The organism is Streptomyces sp. enrichment culture (genome assembly GCF_964273255.1).
GTDB lineage: Bacteria > Actinomycetota > Actinomycetes > Streptomycetales > Streptomycetaceae > Streptomyces.
The window spans coordinates 1,699,396-1,723,438 of record NZ_OZ186835.1 but is presented as its reverse complement, the minus strand read 5'-3'; the positions used below and the strand labels follow the sequence as shown (position 1 = coordinate 1,723,438).

Below are 24,043 nucleotides of genomic sequence, written 5' to 3'. Positions count from 1 at the left end.
TCCCATGAGGGTCCCTTGTTCCGCCGGGCCCCGCGGTGCCCGAAAAACCCCTTATGGCGCGCTATCTTGCTTCGGGTGATCGAGGCCATCGGACTGACCAGCAACCCCCGCAAAGAGCTTCCGCCCGCCGTCGACGACGTCTCCTTCGAGGCGCACGCCGGTCGCGTCACCGCGCTGCTCGGAGCACCGGGCGCGGGCAAGACCACGGCACTCAGACTCCTGCTCGGACTCCAAGGCGGCCGGGGCGTCGCCCACTTCAGAGGGCGTCCGCTGCACCGGATCCCCCAGCCCGCGAGCGAGGTGGGCGTCCTGCTCGGTGACGTGCCGGGCCACCCCGCGCGTACGGTCCGGGGGCACCTGCACATGCTGTGTGCCGCCGTCGGCGCGCCGGGTGACCGTGCCGACGAAGTCCTCGAAGCGGTCGGCCTGGTGAGCCTGCGCGACGCACGCCTCGGCACGCTCTCCCGGGGCGCCGACCGACGTCTGGGTCTCGCGTGCGCCCTGCTGGCCGATCCGCACACGCTCGTGCTCGACCAGCCCACCCGTGGTCTCCCCCCACGCGATCACCGGTGGCTGCACGCCCTGCTCCGGGCCCACGCGGAACAGGGCGGCACCGTCCTCTGCACGACGGCCGACCCCAAGGAGGCGGCGCGCATCGGCGATCACGTGGTCACCCTCGACGGCGGGAGGGTCGTCGCCGACCAGGACGGCGCCGAGTTCTCCCGCACCCGGCTGCGCCCCCGGGTCGCCGTCCGCAGCCCACATGCGGCCCGCCTCTCCGTGCTCCTCAGGAGGGAGGCCCGCACCGCGCGGCGTTCCGTGGAGGTCGTGCCCGAGGGCGGCAACCGCCTCTGCGTCTACGGGAGTACGTGCGCGGACGTGGGCGAGATCGCGTTCCGCAACGGCATCGTCGTGCACCAACTGGCTGACGAGGTGGGCGACATGGGTCCAGGAGCCGGTGACGACCGTCCCGCCGCCCACGCCGAAGCGGCCTCGGACGGCGGCGCGACCCCGGACGACGGTCCGGCCTCCGTGGGGTCGGCGCAGGGACCCGGGTCCGCTCCGGAGAAGGGCCCCGCACCCGAACCGGTGCCGGAACCGCCCAACGGCCCCGAGCGGGAACAGGAACGGCAGCGGAATCGGGAAGCGGAGCCGGAGCCCGGTCCCGGCCCGGAGGCCGAGGCTGCCCCACGGTCGGACCCGGGGCCGAAGCCTGGACGGTCCGGGCAGGACCCCGCACCGGGCCTCGGGGCGGAGCCCCGTCCCGGCCCCGAGGCACCGCAGGCGCCGGAACCATCGCCTGCCCCTGCCCCTGCCCCTGCCCCTGCCCTTGCTCCTGTTCCTTCCCCACTCCCTTCCTCTTCCTCTTCCCCTTTCCCATCCCCTGTCTCCACGGTGGCCGCCGTAGCTGCCGAGTCGTCCCCCGGCCGGTCGCCGGAGCAGGACGTGGGTCGTGGGGCCGCGGCTCCCGCACCGGCTGGAGAGCCGCGACCCGCAGCCCCCTCCCGCAACCCCCTCGCGGGAGGCACCGGCACGGCACCGACGGGTCCGGTCCGGCTTCCGCCTCCCCTCTCCGTCCGTCCCGCCCCCGCGCCGCTGCGCCCCCTCCGTTACGAAATCCGCCGCGCCGTGGGCACCGGCACCGGCTGGAAGCTCGTCGTCGCGGTGATCCTCGTGTCCGCGCTCACCGCCGTGGTGCTGGCCCGGATCGGGCACACCCCGCAGCCGCGGCTGCTCGCCGCCTGGCCGAGGGAACTGCCCTTGCCCCCGGCCGCGATCGGAGCGGGTCTGCTCGGGGCGCTGGCCTTCGGCGAGGAGTTCCGCCATCCCGTACTGGCGGCGGACCGCGGCACCGTGTCCCGGCGGCTGGGCCTGCTCCTGGCCAAGCTGCTCGTGGCCTCGCTCACCGCGCTGCCGCTGGCCGTCCTGACCGTCGTCTGCGACGCGCAGGTGCTGTCGCTCGTCCACGGACCGGAGTTCGCCGGGGTGCCCGCCGACTGGCCCGTGCTGAGTGCGGGTTGGCTCGGCCTCGTGACCGGGTGCGCCTGGGCCGGGGTCCTCGGCGCGGGCCTCTTCCGCTCGACCACCGCCGGGCTCGCCGTGGTCGTCGCCGTGCCCCTGCTCGTCGTGCCGGCCCTGGAATGGGTGACGCGGGGCACGCAGGTGCGAAGTGCGGTCGGGTTTCCGCAGCGGGTCCGGGAGGCGCTGCCGCTCCGCTGGCCCTTCGGAGGAGAGCAGTATCTGGACGGGGCGCTGCGCATGGTCGGTCAACCCGTCGGTGGTGCCCTGGTGTTGTCGGTGGGGGCTCTGGCCTGCGCGTTCGTGCTGAGCACCCGGCGCGGCCGGGTCCGATGACGACTGTCCGTGTCCCTGCTGTTACGGCCGTGCGCACAACTCCCCATGGAAAGCCCATTTCTTTCCGATAAGGCGTCAATTGCGACGGGGTGAGCGATCACCCTTTCGTGTGCTTTTCACCAAAGCCCTCAAGGGAGTTGGGGACCGCGCCGACAAAGGATGCGTGAGTACCCTTGCGCACACCATGATGACCACCGCCCGCTCCGCCGACTCCGGCCTCGCGAACCCGGGCGAACTCGACCGCTACCCCTTCGCGGAGGCCCCCGTCGCCGACCGCGTCGGGCCCCCTGTCTGGGACGGAGCGGACCCTGAGCTGGCCCGTGTCGGCCGGCGCGCCGCGGGCAGCCGCGGGCGCGGACTGCACGGACAACTGGTCCAGCAGCTGGGACAGATGATCGTCTCGGGGGATCTGGGCGCCGACCGGCCCCTCGTCCCCGAGGAGATCGGCCAGCGTTTCGAGGTGTCCCGTACCGTCGTCCGCGAGTCGCTCCGGGTGCTGGAGGCCAAGGGTCTCGTCAGTGCCCGCCCCAACGTGGGCACACGGGTGCGACCGGTCAGTGACTGGAACCTGCTCGACCCGGACATCATCGAGTGGCGGGCCTTCGGACCCCAGCGGGACGACCAGCGCCGTGAGCTCAGTGAGCTGCGCTGGACGATCGAGCCCCTGGCCGCCCGCCTGGCCGCCGGGCACGGGCGGGAGGACGTGCAGCAGCGCCTGACCGACATGGTGGAGATCATGGGGCACGCCATGGGCCAGGGCGACGCCCTCACGTTCGCCCGGGCCGATGCCGAGTTCCATTCGCTGCTCATCCAGGTCGCCGGCAACCGGATGCTGGAGCACCTGTCCGGCATCGTGACCGCCGCCCTGCACGTCTCCGGAGGTCCGGTCACGGGCTGTGAGCGGCCGACGGAGGCGTCGCTGGCCCACCACGGCCGGATCGTCGACGCCCTCGCCGGCGGCGACGGTCCCGCGGCCGAGGCGGCCATGCGCCAGCTGCTCACGGTCCACCCCGAGGTGGAACGCGTGGTGCCCGCGCCCCGCGAGCACTGACCGCGTTGCCCTGACGGCGGAACCCGGCGCGCCACCCCCCTCCTGTGGCGGCACCGGGCCGGCCGTCCCCCGTCGGTGCCCGTGCGGCCGTGGTCGGTCCCGCGGGCGCCGGCGGAGCCCCGGCCCCCGTCCGGGAGTCCGGGCCCCGCAGTACCCGCCCCGGGCGTCGGCCTCCGCCGAGCGCGCTGAGCCCCGCCGCGTGCACGAGCCACGCCGAAGGGACCGAGTCCCGCCGAGCGGACCGAGTCCCGCCGAGTGCACGGGGCTCGGTCGGTGTCCGGACCCTCGACCGGTGGCCGTGGACCCGGCGGGCGTCGGCCAGAGGTCCGCGGCCCTCCCTGTTCCTGGTGCCCGGAGGCATACCGGAGCCCGTGACGGGCAGTCGGTGACCGGACGGGCCAGAGCTGCCTCCGCTTCTGATCACACATGTCGCTGTATGGCAGTTTTTGCATGTTTATGGGGTGTGACTCGGGCCACGCGGAACGGGCGTAACGCTCCCGAGCAGAACGCGATGACCTAATTGGTGGCAGCCACGGAGGGAATACGGACGCCGATGACGGCGCTGTGCTCTCCCGGTCCCCACCCGCACCGTCGGCCCAATCCCCAAGTCGGCGGTCGGCTCCTGTTCGACGTGGACGGGGCCGGAAGCCGTTTTCCAACGTTCCGAGAGGTTGTTCGTGTCGGCCAGCACATCCCGTACGCTCCCGCCGGAGATCGCCGAGTCCGTCTCTGTCATGGCGCTCATTGAGCGGGGAAAGGCTGAGGGGCAGATCGCCGGCGACGACGTGCGTCGGGCCTTCGAAGCTGACCAGATTCCGGCCACTCAGTGGAAGAACGTACTGCGCAGCCTCAACCAGATCCTCGAGGAAGAGGGTGTGACGCTGATGGTCAGTGCCGCAGAGCCCAAGCGCACCCGCAAGAGCGTCGCAGCGAAGAGCCCCGCCAAGCGGACCGCCACCAAGACGGTCGCGGCGAAGTCGGCGACCCCTCGGAAGGCCACCGCCACCGCCGCCACCCCGGCGGCGCCTGCCGCGGACGAGGCCGGCGACGAGGAGGTGCCCGCCAAGAAGACCGCGGCCAAGAAGACGGCCGCGAAGAAGACGGCCGCGAAGAAGACCGCGGCCAAGAAGACCGCCGCGAAGAAGACGGCGGCCAAGAAGGACGCCGTCGAGCCGGGCGACGAGGAAGCCATCGAGGAGACCAAGCCCGCGGAGGAGCCCGAGGGCACCGAGAACGCCGGCTTCGTGCTCTCCGACGAGGACGAGGACGACGCGCCCGCCCAGCAGGTCGCCGCCGCCGGTGCCACCGCCGACCCGGTCAAGGACTACCTGAAGCAGATCGGCAAGGTCCCGCTGCTCAACGCCGAGCAGGAGGTCGAGCTCGCCAAGCGCATCGAGGCGGGTCTGTTCGCCGAGGACAAGCTGGCCAACTCCGACAAGCTGGCGCCCAAGCTCAAGCGCGAGCTGGAGATCATCGCCGAGGACGGCCGCCGCGCCAAGAACCACCTCCTGGAGGCCAACCTCCGTCTGGTGGTCTCCCTGGCGAAGCGCTACACCGGCCGCGGCATGCTGTTCCTGGACCTGATCCAGGAGGGCAACCTCGGTCTGATCCGCGCGGTCGAGAAGTTCGACTACACCAAGGGCTACAAGTTCTCCACGTACGCCACCTGGTGGATCCGGCAGGCGATCACCCGCGCCATGGCCGACCAGGCCCGCACCATCCGTATCCCGGTGCACATGGTCGAGGTCATCAACAAGCTGGCGCGCGTCCAGCGCCAGATGCTCCAGGACCTGGGCCGCGAGCCCACCCCGGAGGAGCTGGCCAAGGAACTCGACATGACCCCCGAGAAGGTCATCGAGGTCCAGAAGTACGGCCGCGAGCCCATCTCCCTGCACACCCCGCTGGGCGAGGACGGCGACAGCGAGTTCGGTGACCTCATCGAGGACTCCGAGGCCGTCGTCCCGGCCGACGCCGTCAGCTTCACGCTTCTGCAGGAGCAGCTGCACTCCGTCCTCGACACCCTGTCCGAGCGCGAGGCGGGCGTCGTCTCCATGCGCTTCGGTCTCACCGACGGTCAGCCGAAGACCCTCGACGAGATCGGCAAGGTGTACGGGGTCACGCGCGAGCGCATCCGCCAGATCGAGTCCAAGACCATGTCGAAGCTGCGTCACCCGTCGCGCTCCCAGGTGCTGCGCGACTACCTCGACTAGGTCACGGCCCACTCGGACGCACGGCCACACGAAGGCCCGGCCCCCACTGCGGGGCCGGGCCTTCGTACGGTTCCGCGGGTGCGGGGCCGCGCACGGTGGATCACCCTGGGTGTCCAACGATCACCCCAGTGTGAGGAGTGCGCATGCGTCGTCGCCTTGCCCGGGCCCTGTCCCGGCCACTGGTTCTCGCGGCCGCGGCAGCCGCGATACCGCTGACCACGGCCGCCCCCGCGGCAGCCGACAGCATCGTCGTCGGCGGCTTCCCCGTCGACGTGTCGGAGGGGCCCTGGACGGTCGCGCTGTCCAGCCGTGACCGGTTCGGAGGTACCCGGGCCGGACAGTTCTGCGGGGGAGTGGCCGTGGGCAGGACCACCGTGCTCACCGCGGCGCACTGCATGGACCGGAACGTGCTCGGGGCGTCGCCGGACCGAGTGCGGGACCTCAAGGTCATCACCGGACGCACGGACCTGCTCTCCGAGGAAGGCCAGGAGATCGCCGTCCGGTCCACCTGGGTGAACCCGGGGTACGACGCCGGCACCAACTCGGGCGACTTCGCCGTGCTCAGCCTGGCCGAGGCGCTTCCGGAGGGCTCCGTGATCGGCATGGCCGCCGCCGGGGACCCCGCCTACCGGGCGGACACCCGCGCCACCGTCTACGGATGGGGCGACACCACGGGCGGCGGCTCCTACGCCGGGAGCCTGCACGCGGCGCGGGTCCGCGTCCTGCCCGACCAGCTGTGCCGGGCCGCGTACCCGGGCAGCGCCGACGGCGCCTACCGGGCCGACACCATGCTGTGCGCCGGTGAGGTCGCGGGCGGGCGGGACGCCTGCCAGGGGGACAGCGGGGGGCCGCTGGTGGCCGAGGGGCGGCTGATCGGCCTGGTGTCCTGGGGGAGCGGCTGCGGCTGGGCCGGCAGCCCGGGGGTGTACACGCGCGTGTCCGACGTTCTGCGGACGCTCGGCTGGGGCTGAGGGCCCCGTCGCGGACCGTGGGCCCTCGCAGCCGCCGTCAGGGCGATGCACGACGGGTTCCCGCGCGGTCCGGCTCCCTCCGGTGGCGAGCGCCGAGCAGTGAAGGCGGATGGCGCGCCCCGGCGGTCGGGAGCCCTGCGCGGTGTCGGACGGAGCCGGTCAGGGCCCCGGCCGCCGTTCGCTGAGGGTGCCTGCCGTCACGGTCCCGGCGGTCGCTCCGCCGGGAGTGTGACGGCAGGCCGCGGGTGCGAGCGCCTCGTCATTCGTCCCCGCGACAGGAACCGGAAGGACCGAGTAGCCCCGACGGCAGCGGCCGCAGGGACTGTCAGCGCACAGCCCGCCCGCACTCCGGGCCGCAGCGCGGGGAAAGGGCAGGCTGATCGTCGACGTCGAGGCCAAGCAGGCCATGCGTGGGGAGGGCAGGAGCTGCACCGCGTCGCGGGGAGGGCGTGGGCGGCGCTGTGACGGCGCAGGCGCCATCGAGTCCCCGAGCAGGACAAGGAGCTGCGCTGCGCCTCCGGGGCGGCCGAGACCGGCTGCGAAGCCCCGGCTCGTCAGGAGCAGCTGGGGGCGTCGCTCCGGGCCGGCGGCTGCCCACTCACGTCGGGTGGGCGCGTCCGTGGGACCGGAACCGGCAGAGCCGCTGTCGGGCCCACGGTGTGAGGAGTCGGGCGCTCCTGGTCACGGCGCCGGGCGGCGGCCGTCGGCCGGACCGGACCCGAGGGTCGTGACCTGCGGGAGCGCGGTAGGTCAGGTGGATGGTGGGGCTGAGCAAGCGCACGCGCGCCGATGAGCCGGGCGGCCACCTCCGATGGGGAGGTGGCCGCCCGTGGGCCGGCCTGTGCCGGTCTGGCTCGTCGGGTGCGCGAGTGTCAGCGCTCTTCGGCGGAAGCGGTCGCCGAAGGGGACGTCAGACGCTCGGTCTCGTCCTGTATCTCAGCGGCGATCTTCTTGAGTTCCGGCTCGAACTTGCGGCCGTGGTGGGCGCAGAAGAGCAGTTCTCCGCCGCTGAGCAGGACGACGCGCAGGTATGCCTGGGCGCCGCAGCGGTCGCAGCGATCGGCGGCCGTCAGCGGGCTCGCGGGGGTCAGAACAGTAGTCACGTCGCCTCTTCTCTAGCTCGACGAGCTGTCGTACCAGGGTCAACATCCAACCAGCCCTAAACGTTCCCGCTCGGGGCTTCTTCTCGAAAAATCTTTCCGAGTGGTCGGTTGTTGCCGGTTGGCGGCGAATGTGCCGTATTGCGTGTCTGATGTGTCGTACGGATTCGCGTCGTCTTCGGGTGGTCGGCCCTCCCGGCTGGGTTGCCGGTCGTTCATGAGGACGTGCCCGGAGCCTAAATGGTTCATGCCTCCAAGGGAACGTGATGTGTGCTTCACCCCATCGAGGGATCGAACAGGCATGCGACTCTGGACTAGGGTGTCCGGGGACGAGGGTGGCGTGACAACGGCTCTATCAGGCCTCGGTACCCTCTCACCGGTGACTGAAGCGCCGCCCTTACCCCTGAGGGCCCCATTCGAAATTCAGCGAGGAGCGAACCGCGTGACCGCCGAGACGTCCGTGCCGTCCACAGCTCTGCTGGCAGGAGCAGACCGCGACGGTGGCAATTACACCGCTCGGCATCTGCTCGTCCTCGAGGGGCTCGAGGCCGTGCGCAAACGCCCGGGCATGTACATCGGCTCGACCGACAGCCGCGGTCTGATGCACTGCCTCTGGGAGATCATCGACAATTCCGTGGACGAGGCCCTCGGCGGATACTGCGATCACATCGAGGTCGTCCTCCACGACGACGGTTCGGTGGAGGTCCGGGACAACGGCCGCGGCATCCCCGTCGACGTCGAGCCCAAGACCGGCCTGTCCGGCGTGGAGGTCGTCCTGACCAAGCTGCACGCCGGCGGCAAGTTCGGCGGCGGCTCCTACGCCGCCTCCGGCGGTCTGCACGGCGTCGGCGCCTCCGTCGTCAACGCGCTGTCCGCCCGGCTGGACGTGGAGGTCGACCGCGCCGGGCACACGCACGCGATCAGCTTCCGGCGCGGAGTCCCCGGCGCGTTCTCGGGAGCGGGGCCGGACGCGAAGTTCGAGGCCGGCAGCGGCCTGCGCAAAGCCAAGAAGATCCCCAAGAGCCGCAGCGGCACGCGTGTCCGCTACTGGGCCGACCGGCAGATCTTCCTGAAGGACGCCAAGCTCTCCCTGGAGACGCTGCACCAGCGGGCCCGGCAGACCGCGTTCCTGGTGCCCGGCCTGACCATCGTGGTCCGGGACGAGTACGGCCTCGGCGACGGCGGAAGCAAGGGGGAGGAATCCTTCCGCTTCGACGGCGGCATCAGCGAGTTCTGCGAGTTCCTGGCCTCCGACAGGCCCGTCTGCGACACCCTCCGCTTCAGTGGCCAGGGCACCTTCAAGGAGACCGTGCCCGTGCTGGACGACCGCGGCCAGATGACGCCCACCGAGGTCACCCGGGAGCTCGGCGTCGACGTCGCGCTGCGCTGGGGCACCGGCTACGACACGACGGTGCGGTCGTTCGTCAACATCATCGCCACCCCCAAGGGCGGCACCCACGTCGCCGGTTTCGAGCAGGCCGTCGCCAAGACGATGAACGAGGCGCTGCGCGCCAAGAAGCTGCTGCGCGTCGCCGAGGACGACATCGTCAAGGACGACGCCCTGGAGGGCCTCACCGCGGTCGTCACCGTGCGGCTGGCCGAGCCGCAGTTCGAGGGCCAGACCAAGGAGGTCCTCGGCACCTCGGCCGCCCGCAGGATCGTGAACAACGTGGTCTCCAAGGAGCTCAAGGCGTTCCTGACCTCCACCAAGCGCGACGCGGCCCAGCAGGCCCGGGTGGTCATGGAGAAGGCGGTGGCCGCGGCCCGGACCCGGATCGCCGCCCGCCAGCACAAGGACGCCCAGCGCCGCAAGACGGCCCTGGAGACCTCCTCGCTGCCCGCCAAGCTGGCCGACTGCCGCAGCGACGACGTCGAGCGCAGCGAGCTGTTCATCGTCGAGGGCGACTCGGCGCTCGGTACGGCGAAGCTGGCCCGCAACTCCGAGTTCCAGGCGCTGCTGCCGATCCGCGGCAAGATCCTCAACGTCCAGAAGTCGTCCGTGACGGACATGCTGAAGAACGCCGAGTGCGGGGCGATCATCCAGGTCATAGGAGCCGGGTCGGGACGGACCTTCGACATCGACACCGCCCGCTACGGCAAGATCATCATGATGACCGACGCCGACGTGGACGGCTCCCACATCCGCACCCTGCTCCTGACGCTCTTCCACCGCTACATGCGGCCCATGGTCGAGTCGGGCCGGGTGTTCGCCGCCGTGCCGCCGCTGCACCGGATCGAGCTCGTCCAGCCCAAGAAGGGCCAGGACAAGTACGTCTACACGTACTCCGACCGGGAGCTGCGCGACAAGCTCATGGAGTTCCAGAGCAAGGGCGTCCGCTACAAGGACTCGATCCAGCGCTACAAGGGCCTCGGTGAGATGGACGCCGACCAGCTGGCCGAGACCACCATGGACCCGCGTCACCGCACCCTGCGCCGGATCAACCTCACCGACCTCGAAGCCGCCGAGCAGGTCTTCGACCTGCTCATGGGCAACGACGTGGCCCCGCGCAAGGAGTTCATCTCCAGCTCGGCGGCGACGCTGGACCGCTCCCGCATCGACGCGTAGAGCGCGGATCCCCGGCACGTGCGAAGGCCCTGGCCGTCGTCGGACCCCCGCGCGGGACTGCCCGCGGGGGCCGACGGCGGCCAGGGCCTTGTGCCGGGCGCTGTCGGAGGGGCTCGCCGTTGTCGGGAGGAGCCGGCTCCCGGTGTCCGCCCGGCCCCGCCGAGGGGCCGGGGCCGCCGAGGGGCCGGGGCCGTTCGCCCGGGAAGCCCGTTGCGTGTTCGCCCGGACGGCGCCCTGCGGTCCGTCTCAGGCGTCGGCCAGGGCCGGCTCCGCCGGGCGGTCGGCGGCCTGCTGCGGACGCGTGGCCCGTCGCCCGGCGAGGCGGCAGGCGAGGCAGTCGCGGTGACCGGCGCGGGCGCCGAGGTCCCGGACGCGCCAGTTCCACTGGTCGGCGGGGCGGGGGCCGCTGGGCTTGCCCCAGCCCGCCAGGTGCAGGGCCCAGGTGACGAGCAGGGCCAGGACGAGCACGGCCGCCCCCGCGAGGACGACGCGCCCCGACGCGACGACCACCCCGAGACCGCACAGCCCGAAGCCGAGGACGGCGACGCCCGTGCCGGTCCAGCCGGCGACGGTATGGCCCAGGTCGTAGTCGTCGTCACCGTGGAGGGACATGATCGGTCTCCTTGAGAGGCTGGGGGAAGGGAACGAGGCGGGCGCTCTGCGGTGGTTTATCTCGCGAGCTAAGTAACTTAGATCCTAAGGAAATAGTGTGAGTGAACGCAAGGAGCGTCCGGCGGCCACGGCCGAGCAGGCGCTCTACGCCATGGACCGGATGATCGCCACGGCGCAGTTCGGGCAGCAGGACATCGCCCGGGGGCTCGGCCTCAACGTCACGGACCTCACCTGCCTGGGCTTCCTCGTCGAGGCGTCCGCCGCGGGGGAGTCCCTGGTCGCCGGGGACCTCGCCGAACGGGCGCGGCTGACCACGGGAGCGGTCACGGGCGTGCTGAACCGCCTGGAGAAGGCCGGCTACATCCGGCGCACCGCCGACCCGGACGACCGCCGGCGCGTGTACGTGGTCATGGAGGAGACGGCCCAGGAGCGCATCCTCGAGGTGTACGGACCCTTCTACCGGCGCCTGGGCGCCCTCTTCGGCGACTACGACGCCGACGAGATCGCCGTGCTGACGGACTGGTTCACCCGCGCCCGGGCCCTGTTCGACGAAGCGCTGCACGACATCCGGCAGTCGGGCGCCGCCTCCCCTCCGGCAGGCGGACCACCGGCGCGCCGGGGGTGACCCGGCGTGACGGCGTGCGCCCGGGGACCAGCCGACCGGGCGCCCTCCGTCCGCGCCCCCGCGCCCCCGCGCGCCGTCGGGCGCCGGCACGCCGGCACACGCGCCGGCGTCTGCCGCCTCGCGGCGCCCGGGCCGCCCGGGCCGTCCGGGCCGTCCGGGCCGAGAGCCGCCGCCGTGGCTCGGACGGCAGGAGCGCCGCGACCTGCGTCAGGGTCACCTGATGGAGTGAAGTGATTCGGGAAGAAGAGTCGGGGATCTTCCCGTTCTGTCCATCCTTGGGCATGCAGCAGAACAACGACCGCCCTCGCGTCGCCGGGGGTGGTCAGCAGAGTGCCACCGACCCCGCCGACGGGCCCCGCCAGGCCGCCGGGGACGCCGGTGACGTGAGGTACAACGACCCCTGGTACGACGTGCTCGCCTCCGGCTGGGGCGAGTCCGCGCACCCCGGAGGCACCGCGGCGCCGGTCCCGTCGGCCCGCCGGGAGGTTCCCGCGGACACCGGCGCGGACGTGTACCTCGAAGTGCAGCGCAGCGCGGCCTTCCAGGAGGTGCGCAGCCGGTACCGCCGCTTCGTGATCCCCGGGACAGCCGCCTTCCTGCTCTGGTACGTGGCCTACGTGGTCACCGCCACCGGCGCGCCGGACCTGATGGCGCGCCCCGTGGCCGGAGCCGTGAACGTCGGGATGCTCGCGGGGCTCGGGCAGTTCCTGACCACCTTCCTCCTCACCTGGGCCTACACCCGGCACGCCCGGCTGCGCCGCGACCGTGCGGCGCTCGACCTGCGCTGGGACACCCAGGAACTCGCGCGCGGGCGGAGCGGAGCGGCATGACGGAGGATCACCAGACGCTCGCGCTGCTGCTGTTCAGCGCCTTCGTCGCGGTCACGCTGGCCATCACCACCTGGGTGAGCCGCCACCGGCAGGGCTCCCCGGAGGAGTTCTACGCCGGCGGCCGCCTCTTCTCACCCATGGAGAATGGTTTTGCCATCGCGGGCGACTACATGTCGGCCGCCTCGTTCCTCGGCATCTCCGGCCTCATCGCCCTCTACGGCTACGACGGCATGCTCTACTCCGTGGGCTTCCTGGTGGCCTGGCTGGTGGTTCTCCTCCTGGTGGCGGAACTGGTGCGCAACTGCGGCCGGTTCACCCTCGCCGACGTGGTCGCCGCACGGATGCGGGAACGCCCGGTGCGCATCGCGACGGGAACCTCCTCGGTCGCCGTGTCCGTCCTGTACCTGGTGGCACAGATGGTCGGCGCGGGCACGCTGGTCGCGCTGCTCCTCGGCGGCAATGGCACGGCGGCACAGTCGTGGACCGTGATCGGCGTCGGGGCCCTGATGGTGGTCTACGTGTCGCTGGGAGGGATGCGGGCCACCACCTGGATCCAGATCGTCAAGGCGGTCCTGCTGCTCGGCGGCACCATCGCGCTGACCGTGCTCGTCCTGCTGCGCTTCCACGGCGACGTCAACCGCCTGCTCCTCACCGCCGCCGGACGCAGCGGCCACGGCGAGGCGTTCCTGGCGCCCGGCCTCGCGTACGGCAGCGACCTCACCGCCCGTTTCGACTTCATCAGCCTGGGGCTCGCCCTGGTGCTGGGCACCGCCGGTCTGCCGCACATCCTGTCCCGGTTCTACACCGTGCCCACGGCCCGGGCGGCCCGCCGCTCGGTGGTGTGGTCCATCGGCCTCATCGGCGGCTTCTACCTGATGACCATCGTGCTCGGGTTCGGCGCCGCCGCCCTGGTCGGCACCGACGCCGTGCGCGCCTCCAACGCCTCGGGGAACACCGCCGTCCCCCTGCTGGCGCTCGACCTGGGAGGCGGTGCCGGATCCACGGGCGGCACGGTGCTGTTCGCGGTCGTCGCCGCCATCGCCTTCGCGACGATCCTCGCCGTGGTCGCGGGGGTCACCCTCGCCTCCTCCGCCTCCGTGGCCCACGACCTCTACGCGTCCCTGCGGCGCCGGCGGGGCCGACGGCCGTACAGCGAGGTGGCCGTGGCCCGCGTCGCCGCGGTCGGCATCGGTGTCGTCGCGATCGGTCTCGGCCTGCTGGCCCGGGACCTCAACGTGGCCTTCCTGGTGGGCCTGGCCTTCGCGGTGGCGGCCTCCGCCAACCTTCCGGTGCTGCTCTACTCGCTGTTCTGGCGCGGTTTCACGACCCGCGGCGCCGTCTGGGCCGTCTACGGCGGTCTCGTCCCGGCCGTGGTGCTGGTGCTGCTGTCCCCGGTGGTGTCCGGCAGTCCAGGATCCCTCTTCCCCGGCGTCGACTTCCAGGTCTTCCCGCTGCAGAACCCCGGCCTGGTCTCCATCCCCGCGGGCTTCCTCGCGGGCTGGCTGGGCACGGTCACGTCCGGCGACACCCCGGACGCGGCGAAGCACGCCGAGACCGAGGTGCGCTCCCTCACCGGGGCGGGAGCCGTGTAGGCCGGGCACCACCGCAACGCGCCGCACCACACCGGGCAGCACGGGGCCGCACCTTCGGTCCGGCGAGGCCGGCCGGGCGCCGGACGCCGGGCGGGGCGCCGGACGCCGGCCGGGCGCCGGACGCCGGGCGGGCTCTCGACCAAGGGGGGTCGGCACAGCGCACCCGTTCGGCGCCCGGCGGCGCGGGACCGCCCCGGCACGGGGGCACGCGCACCGGATCCGGGCGCCGGCCGGAGACGGACGGCGCCCGGCCGCGCATGTCCCCGGGGCAGGGTTCCTTCGCCCATCCCTCACGGATTCTGCCCTCAGGCGCGGGTCGCCCACGCGTAGCGGTGCTCCGGGCGGCCCGCGTCCCCGTACTTCAGGGTCAGCGTGGCCCGGCCGGTGCGCTCCAGCAGTTTCAGGTAGCGCTGGGCGGTCTGGCGGCTCACCCCCGTGCGTTCGGCGATCTCCAGGGCGGACAGCGGCCGGTCGGCGTGCATCAGGCACTGGCGCACCAGTTCGGCCGTGGTGGGGGAGTGCCCCTTGGGCAGGCTCGGTTCGGTGGCCGCGGACAGGGCGCCGAACATCCGGTCCACCTCCGCCTGCTCGGCCTCGCCCCCGCCGTCGAGGGTGCGGCGCAGGTCCGCGTACGCCTCCAGCTTCGCGCGCAGCCCGGCGAAGGCGAACGGTTTGACCAGGTACTGCAGCGCGCCGTGCCGCATCGCCGCCTGCACCGTCGACACGTCTCGCGCCGCCGTCACCATGATCACGTCGGTCTGGCGGCCGCGCCGGCGCATTTCCCGCACGACCCCCAGCCCCGTGCCGTCCGGCAGGTAGTGGTCCATGAGGACCAGATCCGGCGACGGCTGCGCCTCCAGGGCGCGCAGCGCCTCGGCCGCTCCGTGCGCCAGGCCGGCCACGCGGAAGCCGGGCACCTTCGCCACGTAGGCCGCGTTGACCCGGGCCACCCGGACGTCGTCGTCCACGACCAGGACCTCGATCATCGCGCTCCCTCCTCGCTCGGCCGGGGGACGGACGCCCCGGACGGTGGGGCCTCCCGGCCCGGGCCGGTGAGGGCCTCGGGCAGGACGACCGTGAACTCCGCCCCGCCGCCGGGCGCCTCGCCCACGGTCGCACGGCCACCCTGCCGCTCGGCCAGCGTGCGCACCAGGGAGAGCCCGATGCCCCGCTCGCGGTGCGCCGGCGGCTCCTTGGTGGACCAGCCCTCGGCGAAGACCATCTCGCGCTGCCCGGGCGGGACACCGGGACCCGTGTCGCGCACCACCAGCACCACGGTGCGCCCCTCGGCCCGCACCTCGGCCTCCACGCGCGCGTGCGGTGCTCCCGCGACGGCGTCCAGGGCGTTGTCGACCAGGTTGCCCGCCACGGTGACCAGCCCACCCGGATCGATCAGCCGGTCGGGCAGCCACGTCCGCTCCGACACGCCCAGCGCGACCCCCCGCTCGGCCGCGACCGCGGCCTTGCCCACCAGCAGCGCGGCGAGCAGCGGGTCCCGCACCCGCTCGGTGACCTGTTCGGCCGTCGCCCGGTGGGCGCCGACGACCTCGGCCACGAACTCGACCGCCTCGTCGAACATCTCCAGTTCGAGCAGCCCCAGCAGGGTGTGCATGCGGTTGGCGTGTTCGTGGTCCTGCGCCCGCAGCGCGTCGATCAGACCGCGCGTGGAGTCCAGTTCCCGGCCGAGCCGGTCCAGTTCCGTGCGGTCGCGCAAGGTGGCCACGGCGCCGCCGTCGTCCGTCGGCATCCGGTTGGCGACCAGCACCCGCTGCCCGCGGACGGTGAGCAGATCGGTCCCGTCGGCCCGCCCGGACAGCACGTCGGCCGTGCGTCCCGGGCCCAGTGCCTCGTCGGGGGTAAGGCCCACCGCCTCGTCGTCGAGGCCGAGCAGACGCCGAGCCTCGTCGTTGAGGAGCCGGACGCGTCCCGCGCGGTCCAGCGCGACCACACCTTCCCGGATGCCGTGCAGCATCGCCTCGCGCTCCGCGAGCAGCGCCGCGATGTCGGAGAAGGCCAGGTCCCGGGTCTGGCGGTGCACCCGCCGGGAGACGAGCCAGGCCGCGAGCGCGCCGACGGCCAGGGCACCGCCCGCGTAGGCGAACAGTCCGGGCACGGCGTGGATCAGCCGGGCCCGGACGCTGTCGTAGGCGATGCCCACCGACACCGCCCCGACGATCCGCCCGTCGTCGTCCCGCAACGGCACCTTGCCGCGCGCCGAGCGGCCCAGGGTGCCGTCGTCGATCTCCATGACCTCGTGCCCGGCCAGGGCCTCACTCGGGTCGGTGGAGACGTGCCCGCCGATCCGCCGCGGGTCGGTGTGCGACCAGCGCACCCCGTGACGGTCCAGCACGACGACGTACTCGGCACCGGTGGCCTCCCGGATCCGTTCCGCCTCCCGCTGGACCGGTCCGTCGGGGGCCGGTTGCGTGGACCGCAGGTCGTCGGCGATCCGCGCCTGCTGGGCGGTGGTCTGGGCGATCGCCAGGGCCCGCCGCATCGCCTGGTCGTCCAGCTGCTCACCGAGCGGCGCCAGGAACAGGCCCGTCGCCAGCACGGCGACACCCGCGGCGATCGCCAGCTGCATCAGCAGGACCTGCGAGAACACCCGCCGGGGCAGACGGAGACGCCGGCGGCGCGCGGGGGCAGCGGAACTCATGCCCCGACCGTACGCGGACCCACGCGCGGCTCCGCCGAGGGGTTCCGGAGGGGTTCCGGGCGGCAGCGCGCGGGCTCGGGCGCTCCGGGGCCGCCGGCGGGGCGGGAGGACGGACGGGTGCCGAGGGCGGGCGGACCGGGGGCTCCGGCTCGCTGTGCACTGCCCCTGGGGCGGGCGGTACGCACCCTGCCGGGCTGCTCCCCCTCTGGTGGAGGGCCCGGGCTTTGCGGACGCGTGCAGGGGACGGTCCGCGCGCGTGCGCCCCTGCCGCGCTCCGCCACGCCCCTGCCGGGGCCTGTGGGGCGCGCCGACGCGGCACGTGACCGGGCCTGTCAGGTCTCCCCACCGCCGCTACCGGACCGACGACGGGCGCGCATCACACGCTCACGCCGGGGAGCCCGCGCACCACGAACCGGAAGACGTCCCGCGCCCCGGCTGCCGAACGGATTCTGCGCGGCGGTCAGCTCGCCAGCGCGGTCACCGTCATCTCGCGGATCGCCGTCACGTCCATGCGCGCGGGCGATCCGAGCACGGAGCCGCAGCTCTCGGGGCGCGGCGGTGACGCGGCGCCCTGGACCACCTCGACCCACCAGCGGCGGCCGTCGGTGTGGGCGACGGTGACCTCCCAGCGCGGGGCCGCGCCGTCCGTCCGTACGACGCTCAGCGCCTCCGCGGCCTCCACGCCCTCCGCCGTCCGCACGGCCAGTTCGGCCGCCTGGCCGGGGCGTTCCCAGGTGGAGCGTCCCCGGCACCCCTCGGCCACGATCCGGCCCTCCTGGACGCCGTGCAGCACCTCCTTGACGGCATGGGCCTCGGCCCGGCCGTAGGCGTAGCCGTACGGGAGGACGAGCACGGTCGGGGAGAAGCGGTGCCCGCCCAGGTGCGTCACCTCCCACACGCCGTCGACCCCGGAGGCGGCGAGTTCGGCCGCGAGGGGGCGTCCGAGGAGTGCGCAGCAGCGGTCGCGCTTGCCGTTGGTGCAGACGAGGGCCAGGGGACCGCCGTCGTGCGGCTGCCCGCCGAGGGCCGTGTCGAAGGTGTCGTGCGCGCCGCGGCCCAGCGCGGCGAAGTCGAGGCCGAGCAGGTCCCGCGGGTCGGCGGTGGTGGCGGAGTGCAGCCACACCCGCCCCGGGACGGTGTGGGCGGCGTACACCCGGCGCGCGGCGCCTGCGGGGCGGTCGGCGTGACGCCCGGTGCGCCGGATGAGGGCGATGCGCACCCCGGTGCCCTTCGCGGCGGCTTCGAGAGCCCGGCCGAGCCCGGGGTCGAGGTGGCTCGAGGTGAGCGCCTTGGCACCCCAGGGACCGGGCTGCTCCAGCAGCAGCCACGTCCTCGCGGTGGCCGCGGTCCCGGCGAGAGGCTCGTCGAGCTCCCGGGAGGCGGTTGAGCACGTACTCACAGAGGTGAGCCTAACCTGACTTGCGCCGGGGTGCTTCCCGGCCCGTGGGTGTCGTGCTCCGGTCGGGTGCGGGACGGGACGGCCTGCGCCGGTTCGACGGGACGCAGGCCCTTCCCGGACGTCGGTTCAGGCGTCGGGGATGTCCGCCTTCGCGCGGATCAGGGTTTCGCGGCTGATCACCACGATGTTCTCGTAGTCGGCTCGTCCGGCGTCCGCAGGGAGCTGGGGATCGAGGAGGGCCGTGGATTCCGTGCCGATGACGGCGAAATTGCCGTCGGACAGCTCGAAGATGTCCGGGCAGTTCTGTCCGGACTGGCATCCCCGAGCCTGTGGAGACGGCCCGATCCGACGGACGATGTGACTCACGTGCAGTCCCTCCGAGTTCCGAGGCTGCACCCTTCGCGAGCCGTGCCTGACCGGACCTCGTGGTGCAGCACAGCTGCGGCACCGTTCCTGAGGTGCGGACTACTTCTAGCCGTTGCGCACGCGGTCTGGCAACGACGTCGGCGGGGCGGTGCGGAGCGTGTTGCCGGGTCGGAGGGGCCGGTACCGGGCCGCCGTTTGCTGCAGGGAACACCGGCGGGCCCGGAGCGGACGGCCGAAACGGGTCATGGGTGTAGTCCAGTCCGCGGCGGGTGGCCACCGGGCGGGCAGCTCCGGTCGGTGCCCCCCGAGGGGGTGCCTCCGCGGGAGCCGGCCATCGCTCGGAGGGGCACCGCTCGCACTCGGAGGGGCACCGCTCGCCGGGCCGGATCCGTCCAAGAGGCGGGAAAACGGGACGCCGTCCGTCAGGCCGCGTCCGGTGGCGTCTCGGGCGGCAGTTCGCCGACGACCCACCATTCCTCGTTGTCCGATTCGTCCAGCTGCTGCAGGAGGCGGTCGACGAGTCTGCCGAGTTCGGCTTCCTCGCTGGACTGGTCGAGGGTCTCCCTGTGGTGTGCCGTGGCACGCCAGTAGTCGCGGCACACGGCGCTCTGGAACATGCCCCGGACCGAGCCGTGGAACTGCTCGCGGCTCAGGTTTCCCATGCGGTGGTTGAACACCAGGCTGGTGTACAGGGCGTTGGCGTACAGGAACTGGCGCTGCGTCTTCTGGGGTACGGCCGGAGTGTAGGTGTCGAGGACCTCCAGCAGGGCGGCGTTGCCGGTGTCCATGGCCTTGCTGAGCAGCTCCCAGTGCAGGCGGTGCTGGTGCGTGAGGGCCGTCGTCCTGCGGGCCTCCTCGGTCGCCCGTTCCAGGTGTTCCAGCCGCTCGCCGAGAGCGTCGGCGATCCGTTGGTGGGTGATCCGGGCCGTGAGGGCCCCGGCCAGAAGCCCCACCCCGGCCGCCGCCCACGGAAGAAACCTTCCTGCCGTGGCTTTCCGTGTGGCCATGTCACATACCCCCGATCAGGCCGCCGTCCGCCGGTCGTCGGTTGGCGTGGGAGGGAACGGAAGGACCGGCGAGCGGTGGGCGGCGCGTGCCGTCTCCCAGGGTGCCGAGCGGCTCTGATCGGCGGGAAGGCGGAGAGAAAGGCGCACGGAGGGAACGGAGGGTCGCACACCTCGGCGCCATGCCCGACATCTGCCCCGCGCACGCTGCCCACAATCGTTCACTCCGTGGCCGTCGGACGCGCTCGTATCCTGGGCGCCGGTCGAGTCGTCGGACGTACGCCGGGGCGCATGCCGGCGCACAGAGGGGTGGAGAGAGCGCGTGGTCGAGCGGTACAGCGAGAGGCGGATCCCTGTGGTCATCCTGGCGGGATTCCTGGGTTCCGGTAAGACCACCCTGCTCAACCACCTCCTGCACCACAGCGGCGGCAGCCGGATCGGGGCGCTCGTCAACGACTTCGGGGCCATCGAGATCGATGCCATGGCCGTGGCGGGCGCCCTGGGGGACTCGACCGTCTCGCTCGGCAACGGGTGTTTGTGCTGCGCCGTCGACGGCAGCGAACTGGACGCGTACCTGGAGCGGCTCGCGCACCCCGCCGCCGGTCTGGACGCCGTCGTCATCGAGGCGAGCGGACTGGCCGAACCGCAGGAGCTGGTGCGGATGGTGCTCGCCAGCGAGCACCCCGGGATCGTGTACGGCGGGCTCGTCGAGGTGGTGGACGCCGCCGAGTTCGACGACACCCGGGCCCGGCACCCCGAGATCGACCGGCACCTCGCCCTCGCCGATCTCGTGGTGGTCAACAAGATGGACCGCGCGGTGGATCCCGAGGGTCTCCTCGCGCGCGTCCGGGGCCTCGTCGACGGGGCGGCCGTCGTGCCCGCCACGCGCGCCCGGATCGACCCGGAGTTCCTCTTCGACTGCCGCCCGAGCGAGGAGCGGATCGGCCAGCTGTCCTTCGACGACCTGCGGGTCCACGACGACGCGGACGGGCCGGCGGGAGACGGGCGGGCGCACGGGGACGTAGGCGCCCGAGGCGACGCGGGGACCGGCGGGGACGCGGAGGACCACACCGGACACCTCCACGCCGCCTACGACAGCCTGTCCCACGCGTCCGAGCGTCCCACCGACCCCCGGGCGCTGATGAGGTTCCTCGACAGCCGGCCCGAGGGCCTGTTCCGGATCAAGGGATACGTCGACTTCGGGCCGTTCGACGTCCACAACCGCTACGCCGTGCACGCCGTCGGACGGTTCCTGCGGTTCCGGCCGGAACCCTGGCCGCCCGGAGCCGAACGGCTCACGCAGCTCGTGCTCATCGGTTCCGGCATCGACGCACCGGCGCTGCGCAAGGAGCTGGAGGCCTGCGCGAACGACACCCTGGACGCCGACGAACGCGGCATGTGGGGCGTCCTGCGCTACGTGGACGGTGACGAAGGCGACGACGCCCCCGACGGACCGGACCTCGACGGACCGGACCCCGATGGACCGGACCCCGATGGACCGGACCTCGACGAACCCGAGGCCCACGGTGGCGAGGAGGCGCACCCGCCGGTGTGAGGCCCCGCACCGAACCGCCGCTGCCACCGGCCCGGGCGGGCCGCGGTGCGGAGACCTGCCGAATCCGAAGCCGCATCCGAAGCGGGCGCCGCATCCGAAGCGGACGGCGAACCCGGCTGCGAAGCGGACGCCGAACCCGAAGCGGACGGCGAACCCGGTTCCGAAGCGGACGCCGAACCCGAACCCGAAGCGGACGCCCCATCCCAAGCCGAAGCGGACGCCGGCGCCGAAGGCGGCACCCCAGCGGACACCGGCGCCGGCGTTGCGGGACCGGCGGTCTCGGTGTGGGCCCCACGACACCCACCCGCCGGTGTCGTCCGGGGGCGGCCGGGCCGACCGCCGCGGCGTCGCGCCGTCGGCCCCGGCCCCGCCCCGCCCGGCCCCGTCACACCCGGCGTTCCGGGGCCCGGCCGGTCGCGGTTCCTACACCGGTCCGGCGACCACCGACACCGTCTTGCCCAGGGACACGCCCGAGCCGTCGCGGCGCGGGTCGGGTTCCGGCAGGGCCACGGCGGTGCCGTTCTTCTGCGCGGCACGGGCCGGCGTGGGGCCGACCCAGGCCAGGGCCAGGCAGTCCTCGCCCTTCAGGAACCGCTGGCAGCGCACCCCGCCGGTGGCCCGGCCCTTGCGGGGGTACTGGTCGAACGGGGTCAACTTGGCCGTCGTCTGGACGGAGTCGTCCAGCGTGCCGCGCGATCCGGCGACCGTGAAGACCACCGCGTCCGCCGAGGGATCGACCGCGGTGAAGTGGATGACCTTCGCGTCCGCCGACAGCTTGACCCCCGCCATGCCGCCCGCGGGACGGCCCTGCGGACGGACCTGGGCGGCCGGGTACCGCAGCAGCTGGGCGTCGTCGGTGACGAAGACCAGGTCCTCCTCGCCGGTGCGCAGTTCGACGCCACCGACGATCCGGTCGCCGTCCCTGAGCGAGATGACCTCCAGCTCCTCCTTGTTGGACGGGTAGTCGGGCACCACGCGCTTGACGACGCCCTGTTGGGTGCCGAGCGCCAGACCGGGCGAGGACTCGTCGAGCGAGGTCAGGCAGACCACGTCCTCGTCCGCGTCGAGCGTGACGAACTCGGCGAGGGGCGCCCCGCCCGCCGTGTTGGGCACCTGCATGTCCTCCGGCAGCTGCGGGAGGTCGACGACGTTCAGCCGCAGCAGGCGGCCCGCCGAGGTGACCACGCCCACCTCACCGCGCGCCGTGGCCTTCACCGCCGAGACGATCACGTCGTGCTTGACCCGCTTGGTGCCCGCCTTCTCGGGGAACGGCGCGTCGTTCGCCGTCCGGGCCAGCAGGCCCGTCGAGGACAGCAGCACCCGGCACGGGTCGTCCGCGACCTGCAGCGGCACGGCGGCGGTCGGCGTACCGGCCGAGTCCAGCAGCGTCGTGCGCCGGTCGTTGCCGAACTTCTTGGCCACCGCGGCCAGTTCGGCGGAGACCAGCTTCCGCAGTTCCGCGTCGGAGTCGAGGATCCGGGTCAGCTCCTCGATCTCCGCGTTCAACCGGTCCTTCTCCGCCTCCAGTTCGATCCGGTCGTACTTGGTGAGGCGGCGCAGCGGCGTGTCGAGGATGTACTGCGTCTGGACGTCGCTGAGGGAGAAGCGCTCCATCAGGCGCTGCTTGGCCTGGGCGGAGTTCTCGCTGGAGCGGATCAGCCGGATGACCTCGTCGATGTCCACGAGGGCGGTGAGCAGGCCCTCCACCAGGTGCAGCCGGTCCCGCCGCTTGCCGCGACGGAACTCCGAGCGCCGCCGCACCACGGTGAAGCGGTGGTCGAGGTAGACCTCCAGGAGCTCCTTCAGGCCCAGGGTGAGCGGCTGGCCGTCCACCAGCGCCACGTTGTTGATGCCGAAGGACTCCTCCATGGACGTCAGCTTGTACAGCTGCTCCAGGACCGCCTCGGGCACGAAGCCGTTCTTGATCTCGATGACCAGGCGCAGCCCGTGCTCGCGGTCGGTGAGGTCCTTGACGTCGGCGATGCCCTGGAGCTTCTTCGCGCCGACCAGGTCCTTGATCTTGGCGATCACCTTCTCCGGGCCGACCGCGAAGGGCAGCTCGGTGACCACCAGGCCCTTGCGCCGCGCGGTCACGTTCTCCACGGTGACCGTCGCGCGGATCTTGAAGGTGCCGCGGCCCGTCTCGTACGCGTCGCGGATGCCGGACAGGCCCACGATGCGTCCGCCGGTGGGCAGGTCGGGGCCCGGGACGTGCTTCATCAGGGCGTCGAGATCGGCGTTCGGGTACCTGATGAGGTGCCGGGCCGCGGCGACGACCTCCCGCAGGTTGTGCGGCGGCATGTTGGTGGCCATGCCGACGGCGATGCCCGAGGCGCCGTTGACCAGGAGGTTCGGGAACGCGGCGGGCAGCGCGGCCGGTTCCTGCTCCTGGCCGTCGTAGTTGGGGGCGAAGTCGACCGTGTCCTCGTCGATCGACTCGGTCATCAGCCCGGCCGCCTCGGCCATCCGGCACTCGGTGTACCGCATGGCGGCGGGCGGGTCGTCGTTGCCCAGGGAGCCGAAGTTGCCGTGACCGTCGACCAGGGGGACCCGCATGGAGAACGGCTGCGCCATGCGCACCAGGGCGTCGTAGATCGACGCGTCGCCGTGGGGGTGCAGCTTGCCCATCACCTCGCCGACCACGCGGGCGCACTTCACGTACCCGCGCTCCGGACGCAGGCCCATCTCGTTCATCTGGTAGACGATGCGGCGGTGCACCGGCTTCAGCCCGTCGCGCGCGTCCGGCAGGGCGCGGGAGTAGATGACCGAGTAGGCGTACTCGAGGAAGGAGCCCTGCATCTCGTCGACGACGTCAATGTCGAGGATCTTCTCCTCGTACGGCTCGTCGGGCGGCGGGGTCTTCGTGCTGCGGCGGGCCATCGCTGCCGGCTCCTTGCTGAGCGTGGGACGGATCTGACGCGGACCATTGTGGACCGCCGCACCGACAACCGGGACCAGGACCCGGATGCGGGACCTGCGGTGCGGGCGGGGTCGTGGCGGCGCGAGCAGAGTACGCGCCCGCGGGCACGAACCGTCGGGCGGGCTCCGGACCTCCGCATCGGGGGGCGCCCGCCGGGCGTCCCCCGGGACGCCGTCCGGACCCTTCCCCGGGCCCTTCCCCGGGCGCCCGCCGGACGGTGCGGCCGCCCGT

17 protein-coding genes are annotated in these 24,043 nt (G+C 72.9%); 9 read left to right on the top strand and 8 right to left on the bottom strand.

The features are described 5' to 3' along the window. Nucleotides 1-75: 75 nt before the first annotated feature. The 4 genes from ACSU53_RS07340 to ACSU53_RS07325 all read left to right on the top strand — a co-directional run bounded on the left by ACSU53_RS07340 (nt 76) and on the right by ACSU53_RS07325 (nt 6,587). On the top strand, nt 76-2,355 hold the full coding sequence (locus tag ACSU53_RS07340; RefSeq protein WP_437025742.1) for an ATP-binding cassette domain-containing protein: 2,280 nt from the start codon (nt 76-78) through the stop codon (nt 2,353-2,355). A gap of 163 nt (nt 2,356-2,518) precedes the next feature. Next, a complete protein-coding gene (locus ACSU53_RS07335) occupies nt 2,519-3,406 on the top strand; it encodes a FadR/GntR family transcriptional regulator (protein ID WP_437025740.1) in 888 nt (295 codons plus the stop codon). A gap of 677 nt (nt 3,407-4,083) precedes the next feature. Beyond that, nucleotides 4,084-5,616, top strand: coding sequence for an RNA polymerase sigma factor (locus ACSU53_RS07330; protein ID WP_437025738.1), 1,533 nt, complete (start codon nt 4,084-4,086; stop codon nt 5,614-5,616). A 143-nt stretch (nt 5,617-5,759) separates the two neighbouring features. Beyond that, nucleotides 5,760-6,587: a S1 family peptidase gene (locus ACSU53_RS07325; protein WP_437025736.1), complete on the top strand. Its 828-nt coding sequence runs from the start codon at nt 5,760-5,762 to the stop codon at nt 6,585-6,587. A gap of 872 nt (nt 6,588-7,459) precedes the next feature. Here ACSU53_RS07325 and ACSU53_RS07320 read toward each other — a convergent pair. Beyond that, nucleotides 7,460-7,690, bottom strand: a complete 231-nt coding sequence (locus tag ACSU53_RS07320; RefSeq protein ID WP_164336075.1) for a DUF7455 domain-containing protein — start codon at nt 7,688-7,690, stop codon at nt 7,460-7,462. 439 nt (nt 7,691-8,129) lie between these two features. On the opposite strand from ACSU53_RS07320, the gene ACSU53_RS07315 reads away from it, so the two are divergent. Beyond that, nucleotides 8,130-10,253: a DNA gyrase/topoisomerase IV subunit B gene (locus tag ACSU53_RS07315; protein WP_437025734.1), complete on the top strand. Its 2,124-nt coding sequence runs from the start codon at nt 8,130-8,132 to the stop codon at nt 10,251-10,253. A 246-nt stretch (nt 10,254-10,499) separates the two neighbouring features. Here ACSU53_RS07315 and ACSU53_RS07310 read toward each other — a convergent pair whose 3' ends face one another. Further along, entirely contained in the window at nt 10,500-10,865 is a 366-nt protein-coding gene (locus ACSU53_RS07310; RefSeq protein ID WP_437025732.1) for an HGxxPAAW family protein, read from the bottom strand. Nucleotides 10,866-11,016: 151 nt separating this feature from the next. On the opposite strand from ACSU53_RS07310, the gene ACSU53_RS07305 reads away from it, so the two are divergent. From ACSU53_RS07305 to ACSU53_RS07295, 3 genes are all read left to right on the top strand, one after another. Then, entirely contained in the window at nt 11,017-11,490 is a 474-nt protein-coding gene (locus tag ACSU53_RS07305) for a MarR family transcriptional regulator (protein WP_437033064.1), read from the top strand. 281 nt (nt 11,491-11,771) lie between these two features. Next, a complete protein-coding gene (locus tag ACSU53_RS07300; protein WP_437025730.1) occupies nt 11,772-12,320 on the top strand; it encodes a DUF485 domain-containing protein in 549 nt (182 codons plus the stop codon). Then, the gene (locus ACSU53_RS07295) at nt 12,317-13,912 is read left to right on the top strand and encodes a solute symporter family protein (RefSeq protein ID WP_437025728.1); all 1,596 of its coding nucleotides are present in this window, start codon (nt 12,317-12,319) and stop codon (nt 13,910-13,912) included. Before ACSU53_RS07300 ends, ACSU53_RS07295 begins: the two co-directional genes overlap by 4 nt. Nucleotides 13,913-14,217: 305 nt before the next feature. Here the strand turns inward: ACSU53_RS07295 and ACSU53_RS07290 are convergent, their stop codons facing one another. From ACSU53_RS07290 to ACSU53_RS07270, 5 genes are all read right to left on the bottom strand, one after another. After that, complete coding sequence (locus tag ACSU53_RS07290; protein WP_437025726.1) at nt 14,218-14,898, bottom strand: response regulator; 681 nt, start codon at nt 14,896-14,898, stop codon at nt 14,218-14,220. After that, the gene (locus ACSU53_RS07285) at nt 14,895-16,568 is read right to left on the bottom strand and encodes a sensor histidine kinase (RefSeq protein WP_437025724.1); all 1,674 of its coding nucleotides are present in this window, start codon (nt 16,566-16,568) and stop codon (nt 14,895-14,897) included. Before ACSU53_RS07285 ends, ACSU53_RS07290 begins: the two co-directional genes overlap by 4 nt. Nucleotides 16,569-17,028: 460 nt before the next feature. Beyond that, a complete protein-coding gene (locus ACSU53_RS07280) occupies nt 17,029-17,967 on the bottom strand; it encodes a sucrase ferredoxin (protein WP_437025722.1) in 939 nt (312 codons plus the stop codon). Nucleotides 17,968-18,093: 126 nt separating this feature from the next. Next, nucleotides 18,094-18,333, bottom strand: coding sequence for a hypothetical protein (locus tag ACSU53_RS07275; protein WP_437025720.1), 240 nt, complete (start codon nt 18,331-18,333; stop codon nt 18,094-18,096). A gap of 422 nt (nt 18,334-18,755) precedes the next feature. Beyond that, nucleotides 18,756-19,340 carry a DUF6082 family protein gene (locus ACSU53_RS07270; protein ID WP_437025718.1) on the bottom strand — a complete coding sequence of 195 codons (585 nt, stop codon included), beginning with the start codon at nt 19,338-19,340 and terminating at the stop codon, nt 18,756-18,758. Between the two features lie 319 nt (nt 19,341-19,659). On the opposite strand from ACSU53_RS07270, the gene ACSU53_RS07265 reads away from it, so the two are divergent. Next, the gene (locus tag ACSU53_RS07265) at nt 19,660-20,892 is read left to right on the top strand and encodes a CobW family GTP-binding protein (protein WP_437025716.1); all 1,233 of its coding nucleotides are present in this window, start codon (nt 19,660-19,662) and stop codon (nt 20,890-20,892) included. A 423-nt stretch (nt 20,893-21,315) separates the two neighbouring features. Here ACSU53_RS07265 and ACSU53_RS07260 read toward each other — a convergent pair whose 3' ends face one another. Further along, nucleotides 21,316-23,772 carry a DNA gyrase/topoisomerase IV subunit A gene (locus ACSU53_RS07260; RefSeq protein ID WP_437025715.1) on the bottom strand — a complete coding sequence of 819 codons (2,457 nt, stop codon included), beginning with the start codon at nt 23,770-23,772 and terminating at the stop codon, nt 21,316-21,318. Nucleotides 23,773-24,043: the final 271 nt, after the last annotated feature.

Excerpts from the sequence above, each read along its gene's own strand:
- ACSU53_RS07325 (WP_437025736.1), top strand. The coding sequence starts at position 5,760 with ATGCGTCGTCGCCTTGCCCGGGCCCTGTCCCGGCCACTGGTTCTCGCG.
- ACSU53_RS07310 (WP_437025732.1), bottom strand. The coding sequence starts at position 10,865 with ATGTCCCTCCACGGTGACGACGACTACGACCTGGGCCATACCGTCGCC.
- ACSU53_RS07305 (WP_437033064.1), top strand. The coding sequence starts at position 11,017 with ATGGACCGGATGATCGCCACGGCGCAGTTCGGGCAGCAGGACATCGCC.
- ACSU53_RS07300 (WP_437025730.1), top strand. The coding sequence starts at position 11,772 with ATGCAGCAGAACAACGACCGCCCTCGCGTCGCCGGGGGTGGTCAGCAG.
- ACSU53_RS07295 (WP_437025728.1), top strand. The coding sequence starts at position 12,317 with ATGACGGAGGATCACCAGACGCTCGCGCTGCTGCTGTTCAGCGCCTTC.
- ACSU53_RS07290 (WP_437025726.1), bottom strand. The coding sequence starts at position 14,898 with ATGATCGAGGTCCTGGTCGTGGACGACGACGTCCGGGTGGCCCGGGTC.
- ACSU53_RS07285 (WP_437025724.1), bottom strand. The coding sequence starts at position 16,568 with ATGAGTTCCGCTGCCCCCGCGCGCCGCCGGCGTCTCCGTCTGCCCCGG.
- ACSU53_RS07270 (WP_437025718.1), bottom strand. The coding sequence starts at position 19,340 with ATGGCCACACGGAAAGCCACGGCAGGAAGGTTTCTTCCGTGGGCGGCG.
- ACSU53_RS07260 (WP_437025715.1), bottom strand. The coding sequence starts at position 23,772 with ATGGCCCGCCGCAGCACGAAGACCCCGCCGCCCGACGAGCCGTACGAG.